This window comes from Pseudomonas sp. M5A4_2d, assembly GCF_053345295.1.
Genome location: NZ_JBKEZW010000002.1, coordinates 156,226 through 175,277 on the forward strand (window position 1 = coordinate 156,226; position 19,052 = coordinate 175,277).

16 protein-coding genes are annotated in these 19,052 nt (G+C 60.3%); 10 read left to right on the forward strand and 6 right to left on the reverse strand.

Annotated elements, in window-relative coordinates:
* The first annotated feature begins 70 nt into the window (after positions 1-70).
* The 7 genes from ACLBW8_RS07630 (at position 71) to yccS (ending at position 10,747) form a co-directional block, all read left to right on the forward strand.
* Positions 71-1,513 carry a TldD/PmbA family protein gene (locus ACLBW8_RS07630; protein ID WP_447805081.1) on the forward strand — a complete coding sequence of 481 codons (1,443 nt, stop codon included), beginning with the start codon at positions 71-73 and terminating at the stop codon, positions 1,511-1,513.
* Positions 1,513-2,829, forward strand: coding sequence for a TldD/PmbA family protein (locus ACLBW8_RS07635; RefSeq protein ID WP_447805082.1), 1,317 nt, complete (start codon positions 1,513-1,515; stop codon positions 2,827-2,829). The genes ACLBW8_RS07630 and ACLBW8_RS07635 overlap by 1 nt, the downstream gene beginning before the upstream one ends.
* 310 nt (positions 2,830-3,139) lie before the next feature.
* Complete coding sequence (locus ACLBW8_RS07640; protein WP_447805083.1) at positions 3,140-4,030, forward strand: alpha/beta fold hydrolase; 891 nt, start codon at positions 3,140-3,142, stop codon at positions 4,028-4,030.
* A 36-nt stretch (positions 4,031-4,066) separates the two neighbouring features.
* Entirely contained in the window at positions 4,067-5,494 is a 1,428-nt protein-coding gene (gene mdtD, locus ACLBW8_RS07645; RefSeq protein WP_064454478.1) for a multidrug transporter subunit MdtD, read from the forward strand.
* 130 nt (positions 5,495-5,624) lie between these two features.
* Positions 5,625-6,962 (forward strand): ATP-dependent RNA helicase DbpA, encoded by a 1,338-nt coding sequence (gene dbpA / locus ACLBW8_RS07650; RefSeq protein ID WP_237140927.1) that lies wholly within the window; start codon positions 5,625-5,627, stop codon positions 6,960-6,962.
* 188 nt (positions 6,963-7,150) lie between these two features.
* Positions 7,151-8,329 carry a BaiN/RdsA family NAD(P)/FAD-dependent oxidoreductase gene (locus ACLBW8_RS07655; protein WP_064454480.1) on the forward strand — a complete coding sequence of 393 codons (1,179 nt, stop codon included), beginning with the start codon at positions 7,151-7,153 and terminating at the stop codon, positions 8,327-8,329.
* A 234-nt stretch (positions 8,330-8,563) separates the two neighbouring features.
* Entirely contained in the window at positions 8,564-10,747 is a 2,184-nt protein-coding gene (gene yccS / locus ACLBW8_RS07660) for a YccS family putative transporter (RefSeq protein ID WP_262666439.1), read from the forward strand.
* Positions 10,748-10,834: 87 nt separating this feature from the next.
* Here yccS and ACLBW8_RS07665 read toward each other — a convergent pair whose 3' ends face one another.
* Complete coding sequence (locus ACLBW8_RS07665; RefSeq protein WP_262666440.1) at positions 10,835-11,572, reverse strand: substrate-binding periplasmic protein; 738 nt, start codon at positions 11,570-11,572, stop codon at positions 10,835-10,837.
* 198 nt (positions 11,573-11,770) lie between these two features.
* Between ACLBW8_RS07665 and ACLBW8_RS07670 the strand changes: the two genes are divergently transcribed.
* Positions 11,771-12,223: a GNAT family N-acetyltransferase gene (locus tag ACLBW8_RS07670; RefSeq protein WP_447805084.1), complete on the forward strand. Its 453-nt coding sequence runs from the start codon at positions 11,771-11,773 to the stop codon at positions 12,221-12,223.
* Between the two features lie 114 nt (positions 12,224-12,337).
* Here ACLBW8_RS07670 and ACLBW8_RS07675 read toward each other — a convergent pair whose 3' ends face one another.
* The 3 genes from ACLBW8_RS07675 to ACLBW8_RS07685 are packed head-to-tail and all read right to left on the reverse strand — an operon-like array spanning position 12,338 to position 15,302.
* Positions 12,338-12,634, reverse strand: a complete 297-nt coding sequence (locus tag ACLBW8_RS07675; RefSeq protein WP_447805085.1) for a winged helix-turn-helix domain-containing protein — start codon at positions 12,632-12,634, stop codon at positions 12,338-12,340.
* A 19-nt stretch (positions 12,635-12,653) separates the two neighbouring features.
* Positions 12,654-13,154, reverse strand: a complete 501-nt coding sequence (locus ACLBW8_RS07680) for a M48 metallopeptidase family protein (protein ID WP_064454485.1) — start codon at positions 13,152-13,154, stop codon at positions 12,654-12,656.
* A 42-nt stretch (positions 13,155-13,196) separates the two neighbouring features.
* Positions 13,197-15,302 (reverse strand): putative bifunctional diguanylate cyclase/phosphodiesterase, encoded by a 2,106-nt coding sequence (locus ACLBW8_RS07685; RefSeq protein ID WP_447805086.1) that lies wholly within the window; start codon positions 15,300-15,302, stop codon positions 13,197-13,199.
* Between the two features lie 309 nt (positions 15,303-15,611).
* Between ACLBW8_RS07685 and ACLBW8_RS07690 the strand changes: the two genes are divergently transcribed.
* Positions 15,612-16,277, forward strand: a complete 666-nt coding sequence (locus ACLBW8_RS07690) for a polysaccharide lyase family 7 protein (RefSeq protein WP_064454487.1) — start codon at positions 15,612-15,614, stop codon at positions 16,275-16,277.
* A gap of 47 nt (positions 16,278-16,324) precedes the next feature.
* On the opposite strand, the gene ACLBW8_RS07695 is transcribed toward ACLBW8_RS07690, so the two are convergent.
* Positions 16,325-16,747, reverse strand: coding sequence for a hypothetical protein (locus tag ACLBW8_RS07695; protein ID WP_447805087.1), 423 nt, complete (start codon positions 16,745-16,747; stop codon positions 16,325-16,327).
* Positions 16,748-17,373: 626 nt separating this feature from the next.
* On the opposite strand from ACLBW8_RS07695, the gene ACLBW8_RS07700 reads away from it, so the two are divergent.
* Positions 17,374-17,667, forward strand: coding sequence for a fructose-bisphosphate aldolase (locus tag ACLBW8_RS07700; RefSeq protein WP_447805088.1), 294 nt, complete (start codon positions 17,374-17,376; stop codon positions 17,665-17,667).
* Between the two features lie 60 nt (positions 17,668-17,727).
* Here ACLBW8_RS07700 and fba read toward each other — a convergent pair whose 3' ends face one another.
* Complete coding sequence (gene fba, locus ACLBW8_RS07705; RefSeq protein WP_003177554.1) at positions 17,728-18,792, reverse strand: class II fructose-bisphosphate aldolase; 1,065 nt, start codon at positions 18,790-18,792, stop codon at positions 17,728-17,730.
* Positions 18,793-19,052: the final 260 nt, after the last annotated feature.

Below are 19,052 nucleotides of genomic sequence, written 5' to 3' on the forward strand. Positions count from 1 at the left end.
CTTGATCAGCTCCCCGCCCCAGGCCTACTCTGTTGCCTGCCCGCGATGAGCCGCCCACAAGGAAGGCCCCATGTTCGACCACCACGCCACACTCAAAAAGCACTTCAGTGCCCTGCGCACTGCTGCTGAATTTTTCTCGCTGCGTTACGTGCGCGAATCCGGCCAATACCTGTCGGTACGCAAGAACGTCGCCGAGCCGCCACACCTGAACCACGACGAGGGCGCCATGCTCACCGTGCGTCTCAACGGCGTGGAAGCCTATGCCGCCACCAATGACCTCTCCCTTGCCGGCCTGCAAGCCGCCCTTGAGCGTGCTGAACAGCAAGCCCGGCGGATCTTGCCCCACGCCCTGCTCGACTTGCACACACAGCAGGTCTCCAGCGACGTCGCCGACTACCTGTCGCCCGACCTCGACCAGCCCTTCCCTTCCTTAAGCGACTGCTACCAACTGCTCGGTGACGAGTCTGCCGCCGTGCCCAAGGATGAGCGCCTGGTCAGTTGGGAAGTCAGCCTGGGCACCACCCATGTGGAACAGATCTACCTCAACAGTGCCGGTGCCGAGCTGCGCCAGGCCCAGCGTTTCGTCTACCCGGGCCTGAGCGTCACCGCCTTCGATGGCAACGACAGCCAGACCCGCACCCTGGGCGGTACCAACTTTGGCCAGCAAGGCAGTGCGAACGTGATTCGCCGCTTCGGCCTGGTCGGCGCCGCCCGCACGGTCGCCGACGAAGCCCTGCAACTGCTGCTCGCGCCAAACACGCCCCACGGCCCGCGCGACCTGCTGCTGATGCCCGACCAAATGATCCTGCAGATCCACGAGTCCATCGGCCACCCGCTGGAACTGGACCGCATCCTGGGCGATGAGCGCAATTACGCCGGCACCAGCTTTGTGAAGGCCGACGACTTCGGCCACCTGCAATACGGTTCGCCCTTGCTCAACGTGACGTTCGACCCGGACATCCCCGAACAACTCGCCAGCTACAGCCATGACGACGACGGCACCCGCGCCACCAAGCAGTTCCTGATCCGTGACGGCCTGCTGCTCAAGCCATTGGGCGGCGCGTTGTCGCAATTTCGCTCAGGACTGGGCGGCGTCGCCAACAGCCGCGCCTGCAGCTGGAACCGCGCACCGATCGACCGCATGGCGAACTTGAATATCGAAGCTGGCAACAAGACCCAGGCCGAGCTGATCAGCGGTATCGAGCACGGCATCCTGATGAGCACCAACCGCTCCTGGTCCATCGACGATGCGCGCAATAAATTCCAGTTCGGCTGCGAGTGGGGCCAGTTGATCGAAAACGGCGAACTCAAGGGCGTGGTGAAGAACCCCAACTACCGCGCCATTTCCGCGCAGTTCTGGCGCAAGCTCAGCGCCGTAGGCGACGCCAGTACCTTCAAGGTCCTGGGCACGCCGAACTGCGGCAAAGGCGAACCCAACCAAGTGATACGCGTGGGCCATGCGTCACCTGCGTGCGTGTTCAGTGATGTCGACGTTTTTGGGGGAGATGCCTGATGAACAACTTCAAGGCACTGGTGGACTGGCTCAAGCAGGCCATCACCGACAAGGAACAATTTCACCTCGGCTTTGCTGCCGAATCCTCCGAGTTCGTGCGGTTTAACCACGCGCAAGTGCGCCAGGCCGGGCAGGTGCAACAGGCCAGCCTGAACCTCAAGCTGATCCACGACGGCCGTCATGCCGACCTCGCTATCACCCTGGCCGGTGAGCCGGCGCTGGACCGCCAACGCCTCGCCCATGGCCTGCAACAGTTGCGCGAGACCTTGCCCTTATTGCCGCAGGACCCGTACCTGCTGCTCAATCACAACGCCTGGCAAAACCACAACGAACAACTGCACCCGCTACCGGAACTGGCCCAGGTACTGGAAGACATCAGCCAGGCTGCAGAAGGCGTGGACCTGGTCGGTTTCTATGCCGCAGGCCCCATCAGCCGTGGTTTCGCCAGTTCGGACGGCGCGTTCGGCTGGCATCAGGCCAACAGCTTCAACTTCGATTTCAGCCTGTTTCACACCAATGGCGAAGCGGTAAAAGCCAGCTACGCCGGGCACACCTGGGACAGCGCCGAGTTCGCCGCGCGGTTCCTGCAAGCGCGCGAGCAGTTGGAGTTTCTGGGTCGACCTTTGCACAGCCTGGCCCCCGGCCAATACCGCGCTTACCTCGCCCCGGCAGCGCTGGAAGAAATCATCAGCATCATTACCTGGGGCGGGTTTTCCGCCCAGGCCATCGCCAGCAAAGGCAGCTCTTTGCAAAAGCTGTATGCGGGTGAACAGTCGTTGAGCCCCTTGGTAAAAATCGATGAGCAGATCAGCGGCTCGCTAAGCCAGGCGTTTTCCACTGAGGGCTACCCGCGCGCGGATGTCACGCTGATCAACGCGGGCAAAGCAGAAGGTCAGTTGATCAACTCGCGCAGCGCCGCCGAATACGGCCTGAGCACCAACGGGGCGAGCAGCGACGAGTCGCCCAGCGCCTTGCAGATGGCGGCGGGCAGCCTGGCCCAGGCCGATATCCTCAAGCAGTTGGGCACCGGGTTGTATATCAGCAACCTGTGGTACCTGAACTACTCCGACCTGCCGGCCGCGCGCCTGACCGGCATGACGCGCTTCGCCACGTTCTGGGTGGAAGACGGCGAGATCAAGGCGCCGGTCAGCACCATGCGCTTTGATGACAGCGTCTACAGCCTGCTCGGTTCACAACTCGAAGCACTGACCGCTGAGCGGGAGCTACTGTTGTCGGCCAGTACGTACAGCCAGCGCAATACTGCGTCCAACCTGTTGCCGGGGGCGCTGGTCAAACGCCTGACCTTAACCCTGTAAACATAAAACCCAATGTGGCAACTGGCTTATGTGGGAGCTGGCTTGCCTGCGATGCAGACAACTCGGTGTGTCAGCAGGACCGCAGTGATGCCATCGCAGGCAAGCCAGCTCCCACAATATTCTGTGTTAGTTTCTGACCCCCCCGTTTAACCCATTCCTACCGCAAAATCCCATCTCACACTTCTCCCTGTGCGGCCTGTTGTCGCCCGCAAAAAACCTCGTTATAACGGTTAGTGGCACCCCGCCACCACCCACGTGCCCGCACGTGATGCATGACCTTGCCCGGGAAAGGGCAAGCTGGAGCGTTGACATGGACCATGGAAGTTTTGTCATAGAAAAGCTGTTCAAACACTACAACGTTCACGTAGAGCAGCTAGGTAATAATCCGCAAAGAAAAACCGTCCTGATGGTCAATGGGGCCCTGTCCACCACCCGTTCGTTTGCGCGCACCAGCAAATGCCTGGCCGAGCACTTCAATGTGCTGCTGTTCGACCTGCCGTTCTCCGGCCATTCGCGCGAGCACAACACGGACCTGGACCTTGTGACCAAGGACGACGAGGTACAAATCCTGCGCGCGCTGGTTGAACGGTTTCAGGTCAACCATCTGGTGTCGGCCTCCTGGGGCGGCATCTCCACGCTGTTGACCCTGGCCCACAACCCGCCCTCCATCGAAAGCTCGGTGGTGATGGCCCTGGCGCCCAACCTTAACCAGGCAATGCTCGATTATGTGGAACGCGTGCGGGTGCTGATCGAAGCCGATGACAAGTCCGCCGTCGGCCACTTGCTCAACGAGACAGTCGGCAAATACCTCTGCCCCCGGCTCAAGCGCAATAACCATCGGCACCTGTCGGGCATGGCGACCACCGAGTACCGCCAGGCACGTTTTCATATCCATCAGGTGCTCGGCATGGGCGACGGCAACTACCTGCCAACACTCACTCAAATCGAAACCCCGGTGCATTTCATCAACGGCGCGCTGGATGAATACACCCCGGCGACCGAGGCCCGGCTGTTCAAAAAATACGTGGGTCGCAGCACGTTCGCCGTCGCCGAGCACACCGGCCACTTGCTCGACCTTGAGTCCCGCGAGGCAGCGTTGGCGGTGCACCGGTCGCTGTTGGATTTCCTGGTCGGGGAGCACGCGCCATTGCCAGATTTAGACGAACCGCCAGTGGGAAAAGGAGCAATGGATGGCGCATAATCGGCGACACATAGCCTGCTAACCAAAAGGTAGCCCATGCCGAATCGCGCCCCTCTCGATGCCAAGACCGCCCGCTGGCTCCCCTGGGTGGTCGCGATTGCCTTCTTCATGCAGTCGCTGGATGGGACGATTCTCAACACAGCCCTGCCGGCCATGGCCCGGGACCTCGCGGAAAACCCGCTGCGCATGCAAGGGGTGGTGATCGCCTACATGCTCACCGTCGCCTTGCTCATCCCGGCCTCGGGCTGGATCGCCGACCGCTTTGGCACCAAGAAAATCTTCTTCGGCGCGATCATGCTGTTCAGCGTTGGTTCGCTGCTGTGCGCCCTGTCCAGCAGCTTGACCATGCTGGTTGGCGCGCGGGTCATCCAGGGCTTGGGCGGTGCGCTGATGCTGCCGGTCGGGCGCCTCGTGGTGCTACGCGCTTACCCGCGCTCCGAGCTGGTGCGGATCATGGGCTTCATTACCATCCCCGGCCTGCTCGGCCCGTTGCTTGGCCCGACCATGGGCGGCTGGATGGTGCAATACCTGACCTGGCACTGGATTTTTTTGATCAACCTGCCGGTGGGCATGATCGGCTGTTACGCCGTGTGGAAACTGATCCCCGACCTGCGCGGCAGTGAGCGCACGCGTTTCGACAGCATGGGGTTTGTGCTGTTTGGCGCGGCGATGGTGCTGATCACCATCGCCATGGAAGGCCTGGGCGAACTGCACCTGCCGCATCTGCGCGTGATGTTGCTGCTGTTCGGCGGGCTGGCATGCCTCGCGGCTTACTGGCTGCGCGCAGGCCATATCGATAACCCGCTGTTTTCTCCAGTGCTGTTCAAGACCCGGACTTTTGCAGTGGGCATTCTCGGCAACCTGTTTGCGCGACTGGGCAGCGGCGCCTTACCGTTCCTAGTGCCGCTGCTGTTGCAGGTGGCGCTGGGGTACTCGCCATCGGAAGCCGGGATGAGCATGCTGCCCCTTGCGGCAGCGGCGATGTTTGCCAAGTCGATTGCCCGTACCTTGATCGAACGCCTGGGTTACCGCGTGGTGTTGACCGGCAATACCTTGGCGCTTGGCATCATGCTGGCAAGCATGGGTCTGGTCAGTGAACAGACGCCCTACTGGTTGCTGCTGTGCATGCTGGCGATCCTCGGGGCGATCAACTCCCTGCAATTTACCGCGATGAATACCGTCACCCTGATCGACCTGGACGATGAACAGGCCAGCAGCGGCAACAGTTTGCTCTCGGTGGTGGCGCAATTGTCTCTGAGCCTCGGCGTGGCGTGCGCCGGTGCCTTGCTCGGCGGCTTTACCGCAGAGCAAGGCAACGATGGCGTCAGCACCGTGCTCGGCGCCTTCCAACTGACCTTCCTCACCGTGGGCATCATGGCCATGCTGGCGGCGGCGATCTTCCTGCAACTGTCGCCCACCGACGGCAAGCGCGTGGTCAGCCGCGAGCACGACATCGAGCATTAACAGGCTTCCCGTCTAGAACTTGCGGGGAAAATCCTGTGGGACTGGTACACTGCGCAACATTTTGTTTTGCAGAGCCAGTCCCGTGACTACCATCGCCACCGCTTTTAATACTTTGCCGCTCTCCGCCGCCATGCTGGCTAACCTCGACTCGCTGGGTTATGTCGAGATGACGCAGATCCAGGCGCAAAGCTTGCCGGTGATCCTCAAAGGGCTGGACCTGATTGCCCAGGCCAAGACCGGCAGCGGCAAGACCGCCGCCTTCGGTATCGGCCTGTTGAACCCGATCAACCCGCGCTACTTCGGCTGCCAGGCCCTGGTGATGTGCCCGACGCGTGAGCTGGCCGACCAGGTCGCCAAGGAAATCCGCCGTCTGGCCCGCGCCGAAGACAACATCAAGGTGCTGACCCTGTGCGGTGGCGTGTCCCTCGGCCCGCAGATCGCTTCCCTGGAACACGGCGCCCACGTCATCGTCGGCACCCCGGGCCGCATCCAGCAGCACCTGCGCAAAGGTTCGCTGGTACTGGACGGTTTGAACACGCTGATCCTCGACGAAGCCGACCGCATGCTCGACATGGGTTTCTACGACGCCATCGAAGACATCATCAGCAAGACCCCGGCACGCCGCCAGACCCTGCTGTTCTCGGCCACCTACCCGGTGAGCATCAAGCAGCTGGCGTCGAAATTCATGCGCGCACCGCAGCAAGTGAAAGCCGAAGCTTTCCACTCCGATGACCAGATCGAGCAGCGTTTCTACGAGATCTCGCCGGAAGAGCGCATGGACGCCGTGACCAAGGTGCTCGCGCATTTCCGCCCGGCGTCGTGCGTGGCGTTCTGCTTCACCAAGCAGCAAGTGCAGGAAACCGTGGATCACCTGACGGCCAAGGGCATTTCCGCCGTCGGCCTGCATGGCGACCTGGAACAGCGTGACCGTGACCAGGTGCTGGCGATGTTCGCCAACCGCAGCACCTCGGTGCTGGTGGCAACCGACGTGGCCGCCCGTGGTCTGGACATTGACTCACTGGACATGGTGATCAACGTCGAGCTGGCCCGCGATTCGGAAATCCACATCCACCGCGTAGGCCGTACTGGCCGTGCCGGTGAGACGGGGATTGCGATCAGCCTGGTGGCGCCGTCCGAAGCGCACCGCGCCCAGGCCATCGAGCAGTTGCAGAAATCGCCGTTGAACTGGGACCAACTGGACAACCTCAAGCCACAAAGCGGTGGCCCGCTGCTGCCACAGATGAGCACCCTGTGCATCGCCGCCGGCCGTAAAGACAAAGTCCGCCCGGGCGACATCCTCGGTGCACTGACCGGCGATGCCGGCATCCCGGGTGCCCAGGTCGGCAAGATCGCGATCTTTGACTTCCAGGCCTTCGTGGCCGTGGAGCGCGGGATCGCCAAGCAGGCGTTGCAGCGTTTGAATGACGGCAAGATCAAAGGCCGTTCGTTGCGCGTGCGCATCCTGTAAAGACCTCCCCTCCAATGGAGATCTAATGTGGGAGGGGGCTTGTGTGGGAGTCGGGCTTGCCCGCGATGCAGACACCTCGGTATGTCAGTTACACCGAAGTGATGCTATCGCAGGCAAGCCAGCTCCCACACAAGCCCCCTCCCACATTTGACTGTATTCCAATTCAGAATTTGTATGAGGACATTGCTGTGCGCTCGACCGAAGTTGTGATCATTGGCGCCGGCGCCGCAGGCTTGATGTGTGCGCTGACCGCCGCCGGGCGTGGGCGCAAAGTGATGTTGATCGACCACGCGAACAAGGCCGGCAAGAAGATCCTGATGTCCGGCGGTGGCCGCTGCAATTTCACCAATATGTACACCGAGCCTGCCAACTTCCTATCGCACAACGCGCACTTCTGCAAGTCGGCCCTGGCCCGCTATACCCAATGGGATTTTATCGCCCTGGTGGCCAAGCATGGCGTGCCGTACCACGAGAAGAAGCTCGGCCAGTTGTTCTGCGATAACAAGTCCAGCGACATCCTCGGCATGCTGCTCGATGAATGCATTCAAGTCGGCGTGAGCATGCACCTGGACACGTCGGTCGAAGAGATTGCCAAGCTGGAAGCCGGTTATCAGTTGCAAACCACCTTGGGTGAGCTGCGCTGCGAATCCCTGGTGATCGCGACGGGCGGCCTGTCGATTCCGACCTTGGGCGCGACCGGGTTTGGTTATCAAGTGGCCAAGCAGTTCGGCCATGAACTGCTGCCGACCCGCGCCGGGCTGGTGCCGTTCACCATCACCGACCAGCTCAAGGAGTTGTGTGGCGAGTTGTCGGGCACCTCCGTGGATTGCCTGGTCAGCTGCAATGACCAGAGCTTTCGCGAGAATATTCTGTTCACTCACCGTGGCCTCAGCGGCCCGGCGATTTTGCAGATTTCCTCGTACTGGGAATCCGGCGACACGGTGGAAATCAACCTGCTGCCCGACCACGACGCCCACGCCTGGCTGCAACAGCAACAGGTCGAGCGCCCCAACAGCGAGCTGAAAACCCTGCTGGGTGAGATCTTCACCAAGAAAATGGCCAACCTGCTGGCGGAAACCTGGTTCGTGTCCAAGCCGATGAAGCAGTACACCCACGCTGAAGTGGCCGACATCGCGCAAAAACTCTCGAGCTGGCAACTGGTGCCGGCCGGCACCGAGGGCTATCGCACGGCCGAGGTGACACTGGGCGGAGTGGATACGCGCGAAGTGTCGTCCAAGACCATGGAATCGCTGAAAAGCCCGGGGTTGTACTTCATCGGCGAAGTGCTGGATGTGACCGGTCACCTGGGCGGGTTCAACTTCCAGTGGGCCTGGGCCTCGGGCTACGCCGCAGCGCAATACGCCTGACGCTACGCGGTAACAAATGTGGGAGGGGGCTTGCTCCCGATGGCGGTGTATCAGTCAATTCATGAGTGACTGTTGCACCGCTATCGGGGGCAAGCCCCCTCGCACATTGATTGCATTCCACATTTGGAATGCAATGGCTGGAATATATTTTGCTGTTGGATGTGATCGCTACGCTTGCCGTGGCGTCATTACTGGCTCAATTTAGCGGCATCGTCCCGGAAGACTCCAGACTTCATGTCATCGACCTCGTTCAAGCAGTCCATGCGGCGCCTGTGGGCCCTGGATAAATTCAGTTACAGCGTACGGGTATTCATCGCCCTCACCGGCAGCATGGCGCTGTGCTGGTATCAGGATGAAATGACCCTGCTGATCCCGCTGTTCCTGGGGATTATCGCCAGCGCCCTGGCCGAGACCGATGACAGCTGGCAAGGCCGCCTCAATGCCCTGGCGGTAACGCTGGTATGTTTCAGCATCGCTGCGCTGTCGGTGGAGCTGCTGTTCCCTTATCCCTGGATTTTCGCCATCGCCCTGGCCCTGGCCAGTTTCTGCCTGACCATGCTCGGCGCCCTCGGCGAACGCTATGGCGCGATTGCGTCGGCCACATTGATTCTGTCGGTGTACACCATGATCGGCGTGGACCAGCGCGGGGGGGCCGTCACCGATTTCTGGCATGAGCCGCTGCTGCTGGTGGCCGGTGCCGCGTGGTACGGCGTGCTGTCGGTGCTGTGGCAGGCGCTGTTTTCCAACCAGCCGGTGCAACAGAGCCTGGCGCGGTTGTTTCGCGAGTTGGGGCGCTACCTCAAGCTCAAATCGTCGCTGTTCGAACCGATCCGCCAACTGGATGTGGAAGCACGGCGGCTGGAACTGGCCCAGCAAAATGGCCGCGTCGTTGCGGCGCTGAATGCGGCGAAGGAAATCATCCTGCACCGCGTGGGCAATGGTCGACCGGGCTCGAAGGTCAGCCGCTACCTGAAGCTGTACTTCCTGGCCCAGGACATCCACGAGCGTGCCAGTTCGTCCCACTACCCTTACAACGCCCTGGCCGAAGCCTTCTTCCACAGCGATGTGCTGTTCCGCTGCCAGCGCCTGCTGCGCCAGCAAGCCAAGGCCTGCCAGACCCTGGGCGAGTCGATCCAGCTGCGCCAGCCCTTCATTTATGACGACAGCTTCGCCGAAGCCCTGGGCGACCTGAATGCCTCGCTGGAACACCTGCGCATCCAGAGCAACCCCGCGTGGCGCGGCTTGCTGCGCTCGTTGCGCGCCCTGGCCGCCAACCTGTCCACCCTCGACCGCCTGCTCGGCGACGCCAGCAACCCCGACTCCCTCGCGGATGCCACCGACAGCAACCTGCTGGACCGCGCCCCGCGCAACCTGAAGGAAATGTGGACGCGCCTGCGCACGCAGCTGACGCCGACGTCACTGCTGTTCCGCCATGCCTTGCGCCTCGCCCTGGCGCTGACCATCGGCTACGGCACCTTGCATGCCATTCACGCCTCCCAGGGCTACTGGATCATCCTCACCACCCTGTTCGTCTGCCAGCCCAACTACGGCGCCACCCGGCGCAAGCTCGGCCAACGGATCATCGGCACTGCCATCGGGTTGACCGTGGCCTGGGCGCTGTTCGACCTGTTCCCAAGCCCGCTGGTGCAATCGCTGTTCGCCATTGCCGCAGGCCTGGTGTTCTTTATCAACCGCACCACCCGCTACACCCTGGCTACGGCGGCGATCACGCTGATGGTGTTGTTCTGCTTCAACCAGGTGGGCGATGGCTACGGGCTGTTCCTGCCACGGCTGTTCGATACCTTGCTCGGCAGCCTGATCGCCGGCCTGGCGGTCTTCCTGTTCCTGCCGGACTGGCAAGGTCGCCGCCTGAACAAGGTGCTGGCCAACACCCTGACCTGCAACAGCATCTACCTGCGCCAGATCATGCAGCAATACGCGGCGGGCAAGAGCGACGACCTGGCTTATCGGCTGGCGCGGCGTAACGCCCACAACGCGGATGCGGCGCTGTCCACGACACTGGCCAATATGTTGATGGAGCCGGGGCATTTTCGCAAAGAGGCCGACGTAGGCTTCCGCTTCCTGGTGCTCTCGCACACCTTGCTCAGCTACCTGTCGGGGCTGGGCGCACACCGCGAGACCCAACTGCCGGCCGAAGTGCGTGAGCATCTGATCGACGGCGCCGGCAACAGCCTGGCGGCGAGCATCGATGAGATCGCCACCGGGCTGGCCAACAAGCAGCCGGTCGCGATTCAGAGCGATGCCGAGGAAGCCTTGGCGGCGGAACTGGAACAGATGCCGGATGAGATCGATGAAGGGCAACGGTTGGTGCAGACACAATTGGCATTGATCTGTCGGCAGCTGGGGCCGTTGCGAACGCTGGCGGCGCATCTGATCAAAGATACTGCCGAAGCTTAAATCGCCATCGCAGGCAAGCCAGCGCCCACGTTGGAATGCGCTTACCTGTAGGAGCCGGGCTTGCCCGCGATGGCGCCCGCAAGAACACTACATCCCATGCGCCTTCATCAACCGCTCGTAACTGCCATCGACCTTCATCTTGGCAATCTCCCGGTCAAAGCTGGCGACGATCTCCTCATGCTCGGGGTTCTTCAGGCTCACTAGAATATGCAGGCTGTTTTCACTCAGTGGCTTGGGTAAAAACTCCACCGCATTGCGCACCCGCGCCGACTCGCGCGCCAAGTAGTAGCGGGCAACATATTCATCTTCCAGCGTCAGCCTTACGCGCTGCGCCGCGAGCATGCGCACGGCCATGGCGAAATTATGCACAGGCACCTTCTGCAGGTGTGCATCCTGATCGAACGCCGCCGAATAGGCATACCCGCGCACCACGGCGATGGATTCGTCGTGCAGTTGCTCCAGGTCCTGATAGTCGATGGGATCATCGCGGCGCTTGATAAACCGCACACGGTTAAGCAGGTATTCACCGGAAAACTGTCCCAGTTTGGTACGCGCATCGTCGTACCAGGCATTGACCAGCACGTCATAGCGGCCGTCGCCCACGCCCATCAGCGCCCGAGCCCAGGGCACTTGTTCAAAGTCACTGGCGTAGCCTGCGCGAGCAAGGGCCGTGCTGACGATATCGGTGGCCAAGCCGCCGTTGATCAAGGTGGCATCGGTAAAAGGCGGCCAGGCATCCGCCACCAGGCGCAGACGTTGTGCGACCGCAGGCTGGGCCAGCAACAACACTCCTATCAAAGCAACGGCACGAGAAAATCGCGGCATGCTTAAAGTCCTTGGCGGGCAGGCAGTGGCCTGATAACAGTAGCTCATCAATGAGCCTGCATTGCAGATTACACAAAGAAGCCAGCAGCGATTGCACTGAATGATGGCGAATTGACGCCATTCACAAAAACGCTCGATTTAGACAGGGGGGCCGCAGGCGCTTACTATCGACAACAGACATTAATAAGAGAGCACGCCATGACCGTTGAATGGGTCTGCAAACATCACGATGACTTGGGCAAGGAGCAGCTTTACGCGATTTTGCGCCTACGCAGCGAGGTCTTTGTCGTTGAACAGAAATGCGTTTACCCGGACCTCGACGGCCAGGATCTTTCGGGTGATACCCACCACTTGATGGCCTGGAAGGATGACGCGTTGGTGGCGTACCTGCGCTTGCTCGACCCGGAATCACAGGGTGGTGATGTGGTGATCGGCCGAGTGATCGTCGCGCCGGTGGCACGCGGCACCGGGCTGGGCCACCAAATGATGGAAGAGACCCTCAAGCGCATTGAAGATATCTGGCCTGAGACGCCGATCTTTCTGTCAGCCCAGGCGCATCTGCAGGGGTATTACGGGCGGTATGGGTTTGTGGTGGCGGGTGAGGAATACCTGGAAGATGATATTCCCCATATAGGCATGCGGCGCGCCTGATGGCCCTTTCGCGAGCAAGCCCGCTCCCACAGTTAACCGCGTCCGACCGTTGAAACGCGGTCGAATGTGGGAGCGGGCTTGCTCGCGAAAGCGTCAGTCCAATCACCGCCACATTCAGGGATACCCCAACACCTGCTTGATCGACGCCAGATTAGCCTCGATCCACCCCCGATCAATCGCCCCCCAGCTACGAATACGATAGTGCCCGGCATGATTGCGCGCGCCGTCTGCCTGCTCGAACTCACACACGATATCCAGGTCGGCCAACGCCGCAATCGTGTCCTGCGCTGTGCGCCGTGGCATGCCGGTGGCATCAGTCAACGCCGGGACACTGCTGGCCTGCCCACTGTCGATCAGGTACGCCACATACAGGCGGCGGTAAAAACTGCTTTTGGTCTTGCTCACATCCATGGTCGAAAGCCTTATGAGGTTAGGGCTTGCCCTGCAAGTCGCGATACGTGAGGTAAACCCGCAGGTCGAATTCCACCTGATGGTAGCCCGGCATCATGTATTCGCAGAGTTTGTAGAACGCCTTGTTGTGGTCCGATTCCTTGAAGTGCGCCAGCTCGTGCACCACGATCATGCGCAGAAACTCCGGCGCGGCCTCCTTGAACAACGCGGCGATGCGAATCTCTTTCTTGGATTTGAGATTACCGCCCTGCACCCGCGAAATAGTGGTGTGCAGGCCTAAAGCGCGGTGGGTCAGGTCCAGGCGGTTGTCGAACAGGACTTTGTCGATGGCCGGCGCGTTACGCAGGTGTTCCTGCTTCAAGGCCAGGGCATAGCTGTACAGCGCCTTGTCACTCTGCACCGCATGACGTTCGGGGTAGCGCTGCTCCAGGTAGGCGCCCAATTGGTCCTTGGCGATCAATTGGCGCACTTGCTCCTGGAGAGCTGCGGGGTAGGCCTGGAGGTATTTCAGCGCGGTCATGGAGTCTGCAACAGGGTTCGAATGGGCGCCAGTGTAGCGAATTCAAAGCGGCCGGGGGTGGGACCAGATCGCCATTTCCTCGGCCACCAGTGGCTGCGCCGCCCACGGCCCTTGAATACATGAGCAGCCATTGGCCCTGAGCCACTGGGATTGCTCCTGGGTTTCCACCCCCTCGGCGATCACCAACACGTCAAAGTGCCCGCACAACTGGATAATACTGCGGGCCATCGCTGCATCGCGCACCGAGCCTGGCAGACATGCCACCAGTTGCGGGTCCAGCTTGAGCGTGTCGAACTCCAGATCACGCAAATGGGCCAGTGAGCATTGGCCCAAACCAAAGTCATCCAGGGCAATACGCACGCCGATCTGACGCAATAGTTTGAGCTGCTTGTGGGTTTCTTCAAGGTTGCTCATCAGGCTGTCTTCGCTGATCTCCACCTCCAACTGCCGCCCCTGCAACCCATATCGCTCAAGGACCTGCTGCAGTTGGCTCGCCAGGTTTGGCATGTTGAACTGGCTGCTGCTCAGGCTCACGCTCAGCACCAACTCGTCATCGAAGGTGGCTTGCCAGGCCCGACGCTGGGCGGCGACTTGCTGGTAGATCCAGGCGCTCAACTGGCTGATCAGCCGCGCCTCTTCCAGCAACGGTAAAAACAAGCCCGGCGGCACATCGCCGACGCTTGGGTGCTGCCAGCGCAATAGCGCCTCGACGCCGCGCAAACGGCCATCCTCCAGCGACACCTGGGGCTGGTAGACCAGGGCGAAATCCTTGTTTTGAATCGCGTTACGTACACTGTCTTCGAGCATCAGGCGCGAACGGGCACGGCCGTTCATTTCCTGATCGTAATAGCGATATTGCTGACGCCCTGCACGCTTGGCTTCGTACATGGCGATATCCGCCGCGCGCAGCAGGCCATTCAAGTCAGCGCCGCAGTCCGGGAAGGTCGCAATACCAATACTGACACCGAGCATCACGTCCAAACCATCGACTTGCTGACAGACAGACACTCGCTCGATCAGTTTTTCCGAAATCTTCGCCGCCTGCTCCGGAAACTCCAGCTCCAGCAAAGCGGTGAATTCATCCCCGCCCATACGCCCGAGAATGTCGTAGGACCGCAGACACGCCTGCATTTGCTCCGAGACCCAGCGCAGCACCCGATCCCCCGCGTCGTGGCCCAGCGAATCGTTGACGCGCTTGAAGCCGTCGAGGTCCAGGTAGAGCAACACCAGCGACAGCCCATTACGTTCGCTGCGCAGCAAGGTGTTCTCTACTGCCTGGTGAAAGCCACGCCGATTCAGCAGCCCGGTCAACGGGTCGGTAACCGCCTGGAACTCCAGTTGCTGATGCAGGTGGCGCACCTCGGACATGTCCAGCACCGTCACCACCATAGCCTTCTGCTCGGCGGGCAGAGGCGCGCAGGACAAGGCCACCGGCACCTGCTGGCCGCGACCGGTGCGCAAAATAGCGTCGTGCTGGCGCCAGGTCTCGCCCTTGCGATAGGCCTCATACATCGGGAACCCCAACCAGGTGGGCACATGGGGCTTTTGCAGGAAACTCAGAAAGCTCTCGCCCTGCAACTCGGCCATCGTGGCATTCAGCAACCGCGAAATGGCCGGGTTGGCGTACTGGATCACACTGGCCTCGCCCACCACCAGGATGCCCTCGGCGGCGTTGTCCAGCACCGAGGCATTAAAGGCCCGCGCGGATTCCAGGTCATGGCTCAGGCGCTGCAAGGCTCGGCGGTTGCGCTGGTGCTCCAGCAGGGCCTGGACCTTGGGCTTGAGAATATGCGGGTCGAAGGGCTTGAACAGGTAGTCGATGGCACCGCTGGCATAGCCTTCCAGCACGGCCGCAGAAGACTGGGCATGCGCGGTCAAAAAAATAATCGGCGTCATGCACGTACGCTGGCTGCCACGCATCAGGCGCGCCACCTCAAAGCCATCCATGCCGGGCATGCGCACATCCAGCAACACCAGGTCGACTTCGTGCGCCAACAGTAATTCCAATGCCTCCAGCCCTGAAGCTGCGGTCATCACTTGCCAATCTTCACGCTGCAAAAGCGCACGCATGCTGATGAGGTTTTCCGGGTAGTCGTCGACCACCAGAAGAACCGAACTGCCATCGCCGGGGTATGGAGCGCAATCCATGCTACGTCTCTTCCTTGAGGAGTTGCACCGGTTACTTCTGATATAAAAACCGGACAAACACTGAGGTCTCACTCTAGCCCCGGTTCCAAAAAAGCAGAAGTGACGCGGGTGCCATCATTGCGCCAAAGCTTAGGAAGCCGACTAACGGTAAGCCCCTACAGCCCACGGACCATGGGAAACATGGCTTTTTGGCATTCCTCTGACGCCAATAAATCGCCAGCAATTGTTTAACAACCTGACGATCAGCGCTTATAAAGAACCTGTAAGGCCCCCGGGCCAAAGCCGTCACCTCTGTAAAAGGCCAACACCATGATCGACCTTTCCACCTGGAACCTGAGCATTCCGGTCGGCTCCCCGCCCGCGACCATCGACACCCCGAAACTGCTGAGCGGCTTCAAGGACCAATATTTCCAGGCCGAAGGCAGCAACGTGCAATTCTGGACACCCGTGACCGGCACCCGCACCGAAAACGCCATCTACCCGCGCAGCGAACTGCGTGAAACCTACGCCGACGGGCGCCTGCGTAACTGGACTTACAACGAGGCCAACAACTTCCTGCGCGCCACCGTGACCGTCAACCAAGTGCCTTCCAGCGGCAAAGTGGTGATCGGCCAGATTCACGCGTATGACAGCCAGAAACCGCTGATCAAGCTGGAATACCAATTCAAGGAATCGACCCAGACCGGCAACATCGTCGCCAAAGTGCGCATGCGCCCGGATGATGGTGAGGGGCGCGTGGTCACCGTCGCCAGTAACGTGCCATTGGAGAAGAGCTTCACCTATGTGATCAACCTCAATAAGGCCGGTTTACTCAGCGTATCTGCCGCAGACGGCCAATGGAACGAGCGCATTGGCGCCGCGTGGGCTGCGAAGCCGCTGTACTTCAAGGCTGGGGTGTATGTGCAGGACAACAGTGGGAATAGCAAGGAAGGTGCACGCGTGACGTTTGCCAAGTTGGATATTGATCACGAGTGACACGTGAAAGAAGCCCCGTTCATACCGGGGCTTCTGACTGACATGAGTTACTCAACACACATCAACATGAAGCCCATCGACGAATCACCTGCTGGCTTGCTATCGCCGACCCTGAGTGTCAATACGTTAACGTAATTAATAGCCGGAACACTGCCCAACTTGGCATGGCCATAAAAGATATGTTCATTGGAACTGACATCCGTGACCGAGACCGTGCAGAAACGTGGCGATTGTTTAAACACGCCTGGGACGAACCTGACCTTGTACTCTGAAAAGTAATCGGGCTGCGCGGTCAACTTTACCTCTTTCACCCAGGTGGGCGACTGCGCCGTGACCTGCCCCTTATCGTCAATAGAGGCGGTAAATATCCGGCTATCCGCATAAGCAATCGAGCCTGTCGCGGCCAGCGCTAGAATAACGCCAGCGGCTTTAATAAAACCCATCATCAATTCTCCGTCATTGAACATCATCAAGGCTCAACCTTAAATGATCCAAGGCCGATAAAAGCGTACTTTCAATGACCTACCAATAAAACAGAAAGGCTGTAGCGCCGCCGGAACATCAACTTATTAGTATTCAGGACAGTTCCGACTGCAAACAACTCAGGAGCGTTTCTGTTCGTAGGTAATATCCGACAAACCCAAGGACAATTCATGAGTAGTCCAACCCCTTAAATACACCGCCAGTCCCTGTGGGAGCCGGGCTTGCCCGCGATAGCGGTGGATCAGCCACTCTTTGCGGCAGCTGACACACCGCCATCGCGGGCAAGCCCGGCTCCCACAGTTGCTCCGCATTGGTTGAGGGTTAAGTGCTCGTCCTACACGACCGTTGCGGCAAGCCAGATCGGCGCTTATAGTTCGCCCCGTCGCTGGCATTGACCGGCGATAGGGTTTCGCAGCCCTACAGAGTTAATTCCGCACCCGTCAAAACTGCCCTGGCGCTCCTGCCAATGGCCGTCTTGTTATGGCGGCTGTGCGTGGGAGACCTTCGGGTCTGCCGGGTCTTAACTCCTCGGTCTGCGAACCCGCGTACAGCTGCCACCCAATTTGTTTCGCAGCAAACGGTGGTCATTCTTCTCTCGAGTTAAGGATTCACCATGACCCAACAACTGCCACCCCGTCGTTTCAGTCCCTGCACCGAAACCGCAACCGATTACCCCGTGCTGCTAATCGACAGCGACGCTCCACTGCTGGACCTCCACGCCTGCCTGCGCGAACGTCTCAACGCAGCGCTAGAACACCTCAACCTGATCGCCTGCTCCAGCCTGCCGGACTTCGCCGAGCGCGACCTGAACAACGTGGCCAACACTGCGCGCATTCTGGTGCAGGACGTGAGCGATGTGTTCCGGGTGATTGAGCATCGAGGTTTCGATAGGCCTGACGTGGCCTGATCAAATCCAAGCCAGAAAAAAGCCCGCATCGCTGCGGGCTTCTTTTTAAACGACCAGGACTCAGTTCACCTTAGCGTTCAACTCACCTTTCAAATACCGCTGGTACATCGCTTCCAACGAGATCGGTTTGATCTTCGAAGCATTGCCAGCAGTACCAAAGGCTTCGTAACGCGCGATACACACATCACGCATCGCGGTTACGGTGGCGCCGAAGAATTTACGCGGGTCAAATTCGCTCGGGTTGGTGGCCATCAGGCGACGCATTGCGCCGGTGGACGCCAGGCGCAGGTCGGTGTCGATGTTGACCTTGCGCACGCCGTACTTGATGCCTTCGACGATTTCTTCAACCGGCACGCCGTAGGTTTCTTTGATGTCGCCGCCGTACTGGTTGATGATCGCCAGCCACTCTTGCGGTACCGAGGAAGAACCGTGCATCACCAGGTGGGTGTTAGGGATGCGTTTGTGGATTTCCTTGATGCGGTCGATGGCCAACACGTCGCCGGTAGGTGGCTTGGTGAATTTGTAAGCGCCGTGGCTGGTACCGATGGCGATGGCCAGGGCGTCCACTTGGGTCTTCTTGACGAAGTCGGCCGCTTCTTCCGGGTCGGTCAGCATTTGGCTGTGGTCCAACACGCCTTCGGCGCCGATGCCGTCTTCTTCGCCGGCCATACCGGTTTCCAGGGAACCCAGGCAGCCCAGCTCGCCTTCAACCGAGACGCCGCAGGCGTGAGCCATGGCCACGGTTTGTTGGGTGACGCGTACGTTGTACTCGTAGTCGGTTGGGGTCTTGCCGTCTTCGCCCAGGGAGCCGTCCATCATCACCGAGCTGAAGCCCAGTTGGATGGAACGCTGGCACACGTCAGGGCTGGTGCCGTGGTCCTGGTGCATGCACACCGGGATGTGTGGGAATTCTTCGATCGCCGCGAGGATCAGGTGGCGCAGGAACGGGGCGCCGGCGTATTTGCGGGCACCGGCCGAAGCCTGGACGATCACTGGGGAGTCGGTCTTGTCAGCGGCTTCCATGATGGCGCGCATCTGCTCAAGGTTGTTGACGTTAAAGGCTGGGACGCCGTAGCCGAACTCGGCTGCGTGGTCCAGCATTTGACGCATGCTGATAAGTGCCATTGTGTTGTCTCTCCCGATCGAGGGTCGTTAATCGTGCAAGCCTGCCGTAGCGGCGGCTGCTATTCAAGTTATTGCAGATCAAGGGGTTAAGGCTTGGCCTGCTGAATCGTTATTGCAGTTTCCGATTCAAAATCTATGTCACTTTGGAACCGGATCTACTGTGGGAGCGGGCTTGCTCGCGAAAGCGGTGTATCAGCTACCTGATGCATGACTGGCCCACCGCATTCGCGAGCAAGTCGAACCGTCGCACCGCCGCTCCC